The sequence below is a fragment of the Sporosarcina sp. Marseille-Q4063 genome, assembly GCF_018309085.1.
Taxonomy (GTDB): Bacteria; Bacillota; Bacilli; order Bacillales_A; family Planococcaceae; genus Sporosarcina.
Genome location: NZ_CP070502.1, coordinates 2659574 through 2672050 on the forward strand (window position 1 = coordinate 2659574; position 12477 = coordinate 2672050).

Below are 12477 nucleotides of genomic sequence, written 5' to 3' on the forward strand. Positions count from 1 at the left end.
AAGAAGGAGGTTAACAAAACTTGCGGAAAAGATTAGGGAAGTCTACCGACAAAAAAGATGGAATTGTAAAAAAGTCAATGGATGTATTAAAAAAATCATCTGAAAATGAAAAACGAAAAAAAGATATGCGAAAACTTGAAAAGAAAAGCAGACCGAAGGGATACCGAGCTAAAAAGCTTGGTGCATTTACTTTCTGGATGCTTTTTTTGTTTATGCTATTAATCGTTTTCGTAAATATATTTTCAACCAGCGGAAATTCAAATGCTGGCGAAAAAACAGAGAATATAAAAGTGAATAAAGCTTTAGCAGCTGAGGGAGTAGAGTTTTCCAAAGACTTTGTTTCGGAATACTTCACATGGAATATAGGTGACAAGGATCAAGAACAACGAGTAGAAAAACTAAGTTATTATTTACCGAAAGAAATAAATGCTCAAGCTGTAATAGCCGATAAGCAGTGGAAATCTACGATTGCAAGGGAGGATATAATTTTAAAAGAAGTTGAAGATTTGGCTGATAATCGAGCACGAATCACCTTTCAAGTTAAAATCAATTTCGAAAACTTTGCTGCTGGTCAAGGAAAAAAGGAGAATGATAAAAAATCAGAAAAAGGTCTCGTTGTTCCAGAAAAGATTGAAACAGTAAAGTATATATCTGTTCCAATTTTATATGATGATGAAGAAAGGCGTTTCGCGGTTTATGAACTGCCGAGCTTTACGTATTTGGATGAACGAAAAATAGATGAAAGTATTGAATCTGAAACGGAAGGGTTGAAACCCATTAAGGATGGAAGCACTCAAAACGTTCGTGCTTTCATGGAAACATTTTTTGAAGCATACGCAAACGACTCAAAAGATAAGTTGACTTATATCGTTGAGGACCCACAACATCAAAATGGTCTAAATCAAACAATGAGTTTTGTTGGTTTAAAGAACACCGAAATATTCGAAGGTAAGAAAGCGAACGAAAAAATTGTGAAAACGGACGTTGTGTTAGCCGAACCAAAAACAGGAATTGAATTTACATCTACTTACATCCTTGTATTGGCTGAAAGGGAAATGCGTTACACCGTTTTATTCGTCAACAATAAACAATACATTGATGAGTTAAAGGACAAGGAAATAGCAAATGTAGAAAAAGAAATGGATATGGAAGGCGAGAAAGATAATTAGGAATAAGACAGCGATGATTGAAAATGAATAGCGGTATGTAGGTACAGACAGTTGTGTCTGTATTTTTTTATTTTAAAGGGAGGTGAATTGTATGAGTTTAGAAGGATTATTTACTTGGTTCTCACAAGAAATCAAATGGGCATTATTCATCGTTCTTTTTGTTGCATTAATTGTGACTGCGTTTAAAAGAGCATGGATTGCAATGATTGGTGTTGTTATCGGTCTTGCGTTCATTGGAATTTTTATTGTACAACCAAACATTTTAATTAACATATCCGAGTTTATAGCTGAGAAATTGAATTTAGGTAACTAAATTTAAACACTTTAAAGCAAGGGGGCTTGTACATATGTAGCCCCTCTTGTTATTCATTTGGAAAATTACAGCTTGGAGGTGAAAAGACATAAATAAGATTCCGTTGTATGTGCTTAATAACTTCATTCGTTTTGAGCGTCAGCTCTATCAAATATTCGGATTAGAACTAGGAAGGCCTATTCGTTTAAAAGCGGTTATGTATTTCTTTGTGATAGCGATAGTGGAGGCAACTATTTATTTTACACCGGGAATTGGAAGATTAATTAATTGGATACCTGTCGGGATATTAATTCTTATTCCAATAGGGTTTGCATGGTTGCTTGCAGATGTTGGAACGGAAGGTAGATCACCCGTACACTTCTTCCGTTCTTTTATTTTATATCAAGCAAGAAAAATAAAAGACAGTACGATTTATAGAGGTAGAGAAGTGGAAAAAGAAAAGGTTTACCAATTTCATAACTACTTTACCTTTAATGAACCTGTACATCCGGTAAGTGACGGTATATCTATTGCAACAGAGGTTGATGAAAAACGAAAGAATGCCATCGACTATATGAATCGAATTTCAAATAGGGGGAAAGTAGCCAGTGAAAAACAAGTCGATTTTAAAAATAATGAAACCGAGGTGGTTAAGAAAGTGGATGATGAAAAACTACTGGAAAGAAAAACGGAACAATTGCAAAAAGAAGCGAATTCGAAAAAAACTAAAGAACGAACAAATCGAACCCCTCTTGTCGTAATTAGTGTTGCTGTTCTTTTCACATTTGTACTAGGCATCACTCTGATATTCGGTCATTAATCCCAGCCATTTGAACCCTTGAATCCAGAAGTAGCAACGGAGCCGGAAGGGGCCGACAAAACCCACAAATTCGGAGCGTCCAAAAGAACCTGTTATTGCTACAGGACTGAACGAAGATGCGAAATAGTTACCTTGGTAGAAGCCGTTTATATTTGTAGCATCATTTGTTCCAATAAATTATGAAGGAAGTGGTACACATTGAAGATTGAGTTTCCTGTTAAGCATATAGAAAACAATCTAGTATTTGCACATGATGGTACAGTATGGGCTTATTATAAAATAGAGGGATTCAATTATGATTTCTTAGAAGATGATGAAAAAATAATTCCATTTCAACAACAGATGTCATTTCTAACAAACATCGGTCTTGATTTGCATTATTTAGTGGTTCCTAATCCAACGAATATTACGGGTATTTTGAACGCTACTATTGATGAAATGAATATGAAAGATTATCAGTTGAGAGAAAATGGGATACAGTTTATAGAACAAGTCAAAAGAGCTTTAGAAAACGAACGAGAATTGAATGAGCCCAGTGAGTATCATCACTACATTGGTATTCAGTTAGATCCTGAGAAAAATAAATATGCTTCAGGTAATGCGGGTATTAATGCTCTAACATCTGTAAAAAAGTTTATTGAAGGCTTCAGCTCACCATTATATCAAGCGGTAGGATTGTACCCCGATGACATTTTAGAAAGCCAAATCAAAGCTTTTCAAAGCCAAGCAGTTTCAATCGAATCAGCAATAGATAATTCATTCGGTTCACGGATTCACAAAGTAACGACGGAAGAATTAGTATTTATTATTGAGAAAAGTTTCAGCACAAGAAATAACAATACAGACGTTCAGATTCGTAATTCTTATGAAATTGGTAAAGCTGTTGAAGGGATTGATAAGCAAGGAAATAAACATAAAGCGATTCGCAATAATAAGAAGGAGTTCTTTGATGTCCAAAATTCGAATATCAAAGAAATAGGTCCGAAAACATTGATGTTGAGTCGAGTTACTGATGCCAATGAAATTGAAAGTCTCTACTGCCAATACTTAACGATTAAATATATGGACGATGTTCAGCATCATCCCGGCGGTGAATGGCTCTATAGGATTCAATTGCGTATGCCCTTTCCGTTAACTGTTTCGATTCGTGCGGAAAATCAACCGAATGAATTAATTAAAAAGAAATTAAGTAATGCAAAACTGGAATTCAGAGACCAACGTAATGAAGCACAAAAGGGTGGTCAGGACGTAGATATGAGTGTCGATGTTTCGCAGAGTGGTACGATTCAAATGGAAAATTATTTTAAGCAAACAGGATTTCCTGGGTTTGCTGTTTCGTTCATCTTTAAGGTAACTGCTGAAACCGAAGAACAATTAAAGACGAGAGTTGGATTGTTGCGACATGAATTATCGAAGTACGGATTAAAAATTGTTGCCCCTTATGGTGAGCAAGTTCATTTCTTATTGGAAGCTATTCCAGGTTCGAAAAAGTATCACGACGATTATAAGATGGAAGTTGCCCCTGGTGTGTTAGCTGGAATGATGTTCGGTGCCACAACAAACATTGGAGATAATCGAGGGTTTTATATCGGTCATACTTCGCAGTTTTCTAAGCCGGTCTTTATCCAGCCCGATTTAGCAGCTAAGGCATTTGATGGGCTTGGTAACGTAGTAGATTCAATATCAGTTCTAGTTGCAGGAATGACGGGACGAGGAAAATCCTTCTTCATGAATCTGTTTATTTATCTTGCGACACTTACCGGCTCCAAAGGGTTAATTATAGACCCTAAAGGCGATAGAACAGGATGGGATAAGGGACTCCCGTTTATTCCGAAAGAATTCATAGAAGTTTGGACACTTGGTTCTGATCCTGAAGATGCGGGTTCACTTGACCCATTTAGAACAAGTACAAACATCGAAGAAGCCAAAGATATTACGATGGATATTCTTTCGTATCTGGCCAACATTGATTTGAATGAAGATGCGTACAACATTTTGAGCGAAGCAGTTGAAGAAGTAGCGAACGAAGATGATCCGTGTATTGGAAGGGTTCTAACCTATTTACATGAGTTGTATGGTAATCGTCCAGAAAGCATGTCGAATAGTCGCTATGAAGCATTAGAAAGGTTGAGAGGTACGCTGGAAACATTGAAACGTAATCAGTTATCCATGTTGCTATTCGGGGAGGTGGGCCAAAACTTTAAAGTGCTGGAACACGACAAACCGATTCAGGTACTTATGATTCAAAACCTTAACCTGCCATCCGGTGAGAAGAAGAAAGTTAGAACTATTCACAAGATATCGGAAGCCATTATGATTTCAATCACTGCATGGACAAAACAGTATATGTTTAAAAGCGATAGGGGTACTCACAAGTTCATTCTCCAAGACGAAGCAAGTGCAATTGAACGAAGTCCGATTGGGGCTGAATTAATGGACTTTATCGTGCGAATGGGTCGTTTCTATAATACGACACTAATAAAGGGTTCACAAAATGCCTCAGACCATGGAAGTGATGTTGCAAATATGGGAATGAAATTTAGTTTCGGACTGCGTAAAACTAGTGAAGCGGAAGAAATGTTAGATTATCTAAATTTACCCCCAACGAATGCAAACATTGAAACGTTAAAAGCATTGGATCGCGGGGAAGCTCTATTCCAAGATATTTACGGTCGTTCTGCGGTCGTTAAAATTAATCCAGTGTTCGTTGAGTTATTAGATGCATTCGATTCTTCTACATCATCGGAAGAGGAAAGGGAGCGTGAAAAAGATAGAGTAATATGATAATATACAACACAATGAAAGGGAGTGTAACGTTGAATAAAAAACGTATATTAAGCCTAGCAATTGTGTTTGGTATGGCATTTCTAATTGCAGGCTGTAATTCCAATGAAAATGAATCAGTAAACGAAAAAGAAAATGATAATGCAAAGAAATATGAAGAAGTTTTTAAAGAAACAGATGCGGTAGCCCATGACTTTATGGTGGTAAAGATAGAACAAAATTATCCTGAAATTCTTAAGTATTTATCATCAAAAGGTATTGAAGAGTTGAAAGAGAAAAGAGATTACCTTTTAGATAATCATGAATACCCAAATGGTTTTCAAAAACTGGATGGGAAGTATGAACTTAGAAGATATGACAACTTTTATAGTGAGGATAGCGATGGAGTCTATTATAGATATATCTCCCCTGATGATAAAGGTAAGTTAATAAATAGCTGGATAATACTAGAGAAGGATAACGAGAAAGAGTGGAAAGTAAAATCATATTACGGAAAAAGACCAGATGAAATCAATGACTCTAATGCAGAAACTGGTACGGTACTACATGAATTACCTGTAGAAGATGACGAGGATTAAGGATTCGATCTTAAAAGTTTAATACGGAAGGAGGTAACAGGCTCTGAGTAACCCTTGCTATATGCAATGGGTTATTTTTTATTGCCTAAAATTATATGAAAACAAATTACAAAAGGATATTTCTTTTATTTATGATGATATTTCTGTTCTTCGGTATGGATGTAACCCAACCGGGATTTGCAGACGATGGCGAAGAAACGAAAAAAATGACCGATATTATGGATATAATTACGGACCAATACGGTGAGTTTAAAGAGGGAGGGAAATCCTATTATCATTTAGATGCAGTCTCAGATAAAGATGTAGAGTCTTACGATGATGGCGAGAAGTTCTGGGCGGACACATATGATAAATTATTTGGATGGGCTGATGTTAAAGAAAATGTCGGAAACAAATTGAGCGAAATGGTCAATTTGGTCAACAATATTGTCTTTGATATTAATATATTTTTGTCTTATACCATGTTGGTTATGTATGACTTGGCTTATACCGCTGACTTTACCGAAAAGATTATAATGGAACTTGAAAAGTTAATGTCTAATCTCACTGGTATTTCAGGTGGTGGATTTAGTATCGGAAACGGTCTTTTTGGAAACCTTGTAAAATTAATAGCGATTATTACAGGAATGTACGCTTTGTACGTTTTTGTAGTGAAGCGTGCCTTTTTCGATTCCTTTTCATCGGTATTTCAAACAATTATTGCACTGACAATCGCAATCCTAATGTTTGCTAATTATACGGCACTTTTGACAGGAGCTAATAAAATAACAACAGAATTAAGTGGATTTGTTGTTAGTCTTCCAAGTCAAAATGGTGATTCTGATTCAGTTGTTGATGATCCAAGAACGAAAATGAAGGATAGCATTTGGGGAATGTTTGTAGATCGGCCTTACTTGTATATGCAATACGGTACACACGATGTGGAAACACTTGGGGGTGGGGATAGAGATGAAGGTGTAAAACGAGTTAAACATATATTAAAAGAACCTGTTGGAGAAGATAGACTAACTAAGGTGATAGAAGAGGAAGCATCAAATAGCGGTAAAGGAAACAACATGATGAAATATTCTGCGGTGAATAGCCGTCTGGCTTTCTCGTTTTTCTACATGGTTATAAACGGGCTTGTGTCAATTCCCATATATTTATTGTCGCTTTGTTTAATTCTATTCCAGTTCTGGTTTATGGTCATTGCGGCGCTTGCACCGTTTGCTTTATTAATTGGTGCAATTCCAGGACAATTTAATGTCTTGAAAAGATATTTCATTGAGTTAGGTATTCCATTAGCTTTGAAGATATTTGTTTCATTCATAGCGTTAATTGTATTTGTAATTTCGGATATTATTTACGCTGGAGATTTTAAGTCAATAAGTGGGGGTTCTAATCCGTTTTATAGTTACGTGGGAGCAGCAACGTTCAATCTATTATTATTCGGAACAATTTTCATCCTACGGAACAGAATCAAAGATATATTCTCGTCAGGTTCAAATGCAATTCGTGACCTGCGAGAAAGTTCAGGGACGTTTACAGCACCGTTCAAAAAGGGTGTACAAAATGTTGCTACGGTAGGTGGTGCTGCTGCGGGTGCTGTTGTTGGAGGACCTGCTGGTGCTATGACAGGTGCTGCAATTGGCGGGTCCGTTGGTAAGGTCGCAACAGGAGAAGGTGGTATTAGTGACGTTGCTGGCTCTGCAATGAAAGCAAAACATCTTGCCCACTTGAGTAAGATGACAAAGTCTCAACAAGCCGCAAAGCTATCTGTTACTGATAAAGGTAGGTTAGACGGCTTTTTTGATGACAAAAATCTAACTCCTGAAATGAAAGCGGAGACGATGGGAGCACTCGAAAAAGAAGGTGTAACTAATTTAAGTGATGAAGAACTGAATGAGCAATTCGAGAAAATTAGTAGTAAAGGTGATTTGGATGGTAACTTTGCTCAAACATTTGCTAAAGGTATTTCAGATGACCGAAGAAGCAATGCAATCGAAAAAGAAAAAGATTTATTGTTTGTTGGTAGAGCACAAAGACAAGAACAGGCAAAAGCGGTTCTGTCTGACAAAGGAATCCCATCAGAAATGGTTAATGCAACGATGACTGCATTAGATCAACAAGGATTGCATGATGTAAGTCCGAAAGAATTGCATACTCAACACGACAAATTGATGAAGCAAGGCGACTTGAATGATGATTACGCTACAACATTTGCCAAAGGAATTTCGGATGAAAGAAAATCTATTCAATTACAGAAGGAGAAGCAAGATGTATACGGTGAAGTGGAATATGAACTTCATATGAATAAATCAATGGTGACTAATGAGCTTGCGAATAAAGGGGTGCCACCTGAAATGATTAATCAAACCCTAGATACATTAAACGAGCGTGGTTTAAACAATGTCAGTCCAGGTGAAATGAACAGACATTTTGATTTAGTAGTTGAACAAGCAGAGAAGGGGGAATGGAAGAACGGTTTCGCTGACACGTTTGCTAGCAACATTGAAAATGAAAGAAGAGCAATCGAATTGGAAAAAGAAAGAAAAGCAATTTTGGAAGGAAATAATCTAAAATCGTTTGACAAGTTTATGCAGTAGTAAAAGGCTTTTGTTAAACGAACACAATAACTAGAAAAAGGGGTTGAGATTTTTTGTGAGTGAGAAAACAAAAAGAATAGTGTCTTATGGCGTGATGGGGTTAGCTGTCACGCTTTTATTATTGGGTTTTATTATCGGTTTTGTCGATGAAGGAAAAAAGAACAATGAAGGTGATAATTCAATAGAAACTCCTAATGGAAATGCGGAAGAAAACTTATGGCAATATACTTCAAAAGAAGAAAGCAAAAAAGAAAATTTAGAAGTAAATGTGGTAGCTGATTTCAATGAAGAAGGGAGTGGAGATATTGATGTTGTAGAAGAGAAGGTTGAAAAGAACTATTTGAAAGTACCTGAAGAAGTTTCAAAAAATCCGACTCAAAGCGATATGTTCAGCAATAAGGATTTGAAGAAAACAATGGAAATTGCAAATGAATTTGCTTTAAAGTTTCATGAATTTGATAAAGCATCCACTGTTAAACATTTAGAAGCCGTTGAGGGACTGTTGGATCAAGGTTATATCAGCTACCTGATGGATAACGAAGAAGAAAAGATTACGGGATTAAAAGATGTGAAAGGTATTGTTTCAAGAAAAGTTCTATCAGTGGAGATTAAAGAACCTGTTGCCCCGACATTAATTGCTATTTCATGGGATGCCGTAGTTATTAGTGAAGTAATAAATCGAGATGGCAAAACCAGAAAAGATAAGGATGTTTACAGTTTGATGTTTGAAAAAGATGAGAACAGCGAATTCCAAATTGTTGAGTATTACTTAAATTACGACGACAAAAGATAAGGAGGAGGGAACGAACAAAACCTCTTTTAAGAGCAAGTAGTTCGTTGAATGATTATGAAAAAGTTGTTGTGGATTGTACCGGTTATAGCCAGCCCAGTTTTACTATTAATATTTTCGCTTCTTGCCCTTCTTCTTTTCTTTGGGATATTTGTAATTTTTACAGAAGAAGACGATGAACAGATGAACTTTGGGGGTAGTGCAATATGTCGTGCGGATGGTGAAATTAGTGAAACTGTATTCTTCTCGCAATTTAATGATGCTGGTAAATTTACAGGTAAAGGGCAAGTGTTTATTGATGTTGCAGAAGAGTATGGCATAGATCCGGTATTGATGTCAGCAGTCGCATTTCATGAAACAGGATTCGGAACATCACCTGCGGTTATTATAAAAAACAACCCTGGGGGTTTGATGGACCCTGCAACAGGAAGTAAGTATTTATATTCATTCGCAACAATTGAAGATGGTTTAAATGCAATGGGGAATACGCTACACAACCGAATTATCAAGGATGGTTTAACAACGATAGCTGATTTAGGCAGTGTGTATGCGCCAATAGGAGCAGACAATGATCCAACTGGTTTAAATAAACACTGGGTTCCAACTGTAACCAAACTGGTTGCTCAATTTGGCGGCTTGACGATGAATTGTGAAGTTAAGGTCATAGGTGAGTGGATGTTACCTGTATTAAATGAATTACGTGTTACGAGTCCGTTTGGTTATCGTATACATCCCGTTCATGGGGGTGTAAGACTGCATGCTGGTGTAGACCTCGCCTGTGCGAACGGCGATCCTATCCTTTCAGCTCAGAGTGGCAATGTTATTTTTGCTTCTGGAACTGGTTGGTCAAATGGGTACGGACTACATGTAATCGTCAATCATGGCGAAGTTACCACTTTGTATGCTCATTTAAATTCCACGAAAGTAAAAATAAACGATGTGGTTTCTCAAGGGGATGTGCTCGGTACATGTGGTTCAACTGGAACATCAACCGGAAATCATCTGCACTTTGAAATAATTCGTGCTGGTGTAAAAGAAGATCCGATGCCGTATTTAACGGAATATACGACTGTTAGTGAGTAATAAATATACTGAAATGATTTGTCCGACGTTAATGTAGGGTGTAAGCGTTGATAGAACAGTGTTTCCGATTACCAACGTCGGACGTCGAAGGAAATGAACGTCAGACGTGAAAATGCCCTGTAAACTGTGTTGTTATAAGGTTTCTATTTCCTAACGTCTGACGTTGGGTTATTCGTGTTGGAAAAAGTTGATTAACGTCCGACGTTGGGTTTTAAGAATGCAGATACATCAAGGGATTGAATGGTGAATTAACGTCCCCAAAAAGAAAGGAATGAATATGGTGGAATCTGAAAGGAACATGCTTTTCGAGCAATTAAAAAGCCTAGAAGAAATGAAAGTTTATTTAATGTCACAAATAAATAAGTTAGGTGGAAATGATGCTGCAATTAAAAGAACATCGGTATATCCAATGGCAAAGGTAAAACCAATGATTATCAATGGTTATCCAGTTTTTCAATTTTCGTATGAGGGGGTATTACCCGCTTATAAAGAGGATGATAGAGATTACTTGGCGCTGATTAGACACTATTATTACCGCGCAACGTTTGATGCATATGATTTTTCCAAGATAGATATTAAATTTGGTAAGTCCGTTATTATAACAGCCCATTACTTTAACAACATGCAGATACGCGACTTAGACAACCGTAATAGAAAACTCATTCAAGATGCTATACGTCAAACAGGGCTAATTGGGGATGATAGCTGGTCCAGAGTGTGGAATGTTGATGTTGGATACCTTGATCCCAAGGGTAACCATGTTCAAGTTTATGTAGTGTCACAAGACAACTTCTCGAACTTTATGTCTTACTTGCAGGATGAGCATTGGAACTTAATAAATGCTGTAGAGAAGTTCAGAAAAGAAACGATTATCAAAGAATACAAAGTAGGAGAAATCAAAAAAACAGAAATAGTTAATAAGAAAAATGAAGAAAAGAATTCTGTTCCCGCGGCGGTATTTTGGGGTTAATCTATGTTTGGAAAACATCATATTGCACCCCGATATAGCTACTGAGATTCATATCCAATATTAATAAATTTTGAACCCCCTAATATTGGATACAAGAAATTAGCTAATATTGTACCTTGTTTATGATGATTAAACATTTGTGGATATAGCATAATCGTTCATTACTTGCGAATTGAGAAAATCATAGCAAAATCCAAGTAGTTTAGTTGAATCAATTCGTAACAGCGTGTAGAAGTGAATGAAAATAAACAGCCGGGGCGAACAGTCAAAAAGGAGGGAAACGCATGTCGAAGACGGGCAATAAACAGGTGGTGAAGGTTTTGCAAGCTCTTGATATTGAGATACTTAGTGGTCTCTATGAACATCGAGCGTTGAGTACGGAGCAGATCATGCGACGCTACGAAATGACGAAGTGGTACACGTATAAGAAGCTAACGATGTTGCGAAACAGCAGATTGATTAGTACCCATCCGATACGTGGATACCTTGCGAATCAGAAACGACAAGGGAATTACCACAGAATTAGTGAAACGGGCATCAACTGCTTACGCAAGCAGGGGGTGGTTGTTGAACGGAGTGCAGACCAATTACGTGTGAACATACGGCATCTACCGTTCCTGTTGTCCAGTAATGATATCATGATTGACTTGGAAAGGTATAATTGGGTCATGAAAGATAGTCGACAGGTCAAGGTAGAGTATAAATTAAACCGCGGGGCCAACGTGCAGGGGATGTTAACGAGTCCTAGAGAAGTAGGCTACTTATTTTATATGTTCATGCACGGTATCAGCAAATTAAATCTCAACAAAACAGCAAAAGAGATAAAGGAGTCTAATTATCCAAACTATATGGTATTTGCAAAAAGCCAAAACAGTTTTACTACAATCGTAAATGTATTTTCAGCAGATGACGGTCTGATTGTGAAATGCGAGAGTTTGAAAGTATTCCCGTTTGTATTTGCCAAATACTATCTTCGTCTATTTGAAGATGAAAATAACGTAATTAAGTTTCTAGAAGGCTACGAAATCTATGACCTGTCCTTTAAAACCTCTTCTGTAAGTGGAATGAAGCAATTTGAAGGGTTAAAGCGTGTAGTTCGACATAATGGCGAAGAAAAGTATCTTGTGAATCTGCTCGACACGGATCTAGTCAAAGTTTATAACATCAAACAATACCGCAAAGAAATGTATGAATTGGACGGACGGAAAGTACTAGTGGTAACTACTCCAAATACACGGGATATGCATGAGCAGCTTTTAGAACAGATTCATCATGTCGATTACCTTGAAATTGATTCCGGGGATCTTGTAGATTATCTGAAGGCAATCTAAACAACTATATTTATAGAAGGAACTTTCCTTCAAAAGACATTTTGAAATCAGATTAAACTAAAATTGAAAGGGGTT

General features: G+C 36.9%; 10 protein-coding genes. All 10 read left to right on the forward strand.

What is annotated here, in order from left to right; genetic code table 11:
* Positions 1-20 precede the first annotated feature (20 nt).
* The 10 genes from JSQ81_RS13845 (at position 21) to JSQ81_RS13890 (ending at position 12402) form a co-directional block, all read left to right on the forward strand.
* Positions 21-1169: a conjugal transfer protein gene (locus tag JSQ81_RS13845; RefSeq protein ID WP_212604608.1), complete on the forward strand. Its 1149-nt coding sequence runs from the start codon at positions 21-23 to the stop codon at positions 1167-1169.
* 91 nt (positions 1170-1260) lie between these two features.
* Positions 1261-1482, forward strand: a complete 222-nt coding sequence (locus JSQ81_RS13850; RefSeq protein ID WP_212604609.1) for a hypothetical protein — start codon at positions 1261-1263, stop codon at positions 1480-1482.
* A 109-nt stretch (positions 1483-1591) separates the two neighbouring features.
* On the forward strand, positions 1592-2281 hold the full coding sequence (locus tag JSQ81_RS13855) for a TcpE family conjugal transfer membrane protein (RefSeq protein WP_212604610.1): 690 nt from the start codon (positions 1592-1594) through the stop codon (positions 2279-2281).
* 198 nt (positions 2282-2479) lie between these two features.
* Entirely contained in the window at positions 2480-5065 is a 2586-nt protein-coding gene (locus JSQ81_RS13860) for an ATP-binding protein (RefSeq protein ID WP_212604611.1), read from the forward strand.
* 32 nt (positions 5066-5097) lie between these two features.
* On the forward strand, positions 5098-5643 hold the full coding sequence (locus tag JSQ81_RS13865) for a hypothetical protein (protein WP_212604612.1): 546 nt from the start codon (positions 5098-5100) through the stop codon (positions 5641-5643).
* 95 nt (positions 5644-5738) lie between these two features.
* A complete protein-coding gene (locus JSQ81_RS13870; RefSeq protein WP_371812402.1) occupies positions 5739-8228 on the forward strand; it encodes a CD3337/EF1877 family mobilome membrane protein in 2490 nt (829 codons plus the stop codon).
* 55 nt (positions 8229-8283) lie between these two features.
* The gene (locus JSQ81_RS13875) at positions 8284-9021 is read left to right on the forward strand and encodes a hypothetical protein (RefSeq protein WP_212604614.1); all 738 of its coding nucleotides are present in this window, start codon (positions 8284-8286) and stop codon (positions 9019-9021) included.
* A 48-nt stretch (positions 9022-9069) separates the two neighbouring features.
* A complete protein-coding gene (locus tag JSQ81_RS13880) occupies positions 9070-10101 on the forward strand; it encodes a peptidoglycan DD-metalloendopeptidase family protein (protein WP_212604615.1) in 1032 nt (343 codons plus the stop codon).
* A 277-nt stretch (positions 10102-10378) separates the two neighbouring features.
* Entirely contained in the window at positions 10379-11071 is a 693-nt protein-coding gene (locus tag JSQ81_RS13885) for a hypothetical protein (RefSeq protein ID WP_212604616.1), read from the forward strand.
* A gap of 284 nt (positions 11072-11355) precedes the next feature.
* A complete protein-coding gene (locus tag JSQ81_RS13890; RefSeq protein ID WP_212604617.1) occupies positions 11356-12402 on the forward strand; it encodes a replication-relaxation family protein in 1047 nt (348 codons plus the stop codon).
* The last annotated feature ends 75 nt before the right edge of the window (positions 12403-12477 follow it).

What these genes read in the sequence shown, in the direction of transcription:
- JSQ81_RS13850 (WP_212604609.1), top strand. Translation starts at nt 1,261, where the DNA reads ATGAGTTTAGAAGGATTATTTACTTGGTTCTCACAAGAAATCAAATGG.
- JSQ81_RS13870 (WP_371812402.1), top strand. Translation starts at nt 5,739, where the DNA reads ATGAAAACAAATTACAAAAGGATATTTCTTTTATTTATGATGATATTT.
- JSQ81_RS13880 (WP_212604615.1), top strand. Translation starts at nt 9,070, where the DNA reads ATGATTATGAAAAAGTTGTTGTGGATTGTACCGGTTATAGCCAGCCCA.
- JSQ81_RS13885 (WP_212604616.1), top strand. Translation starts at nt 10,379, where the DNA reads ATGGTGGAATCTGAAAGGAACATGCTTTTCGAGCAATTAAAAAGCCTA.
- JSQ81_RS13890 (WP_212604617.1), top strand. Translation starts at nt 11,356, where the DNA reads ATGTCGAAGACGGGCAATAAACAGGTGGTGAAGGTTTTGCAAGCTCTT.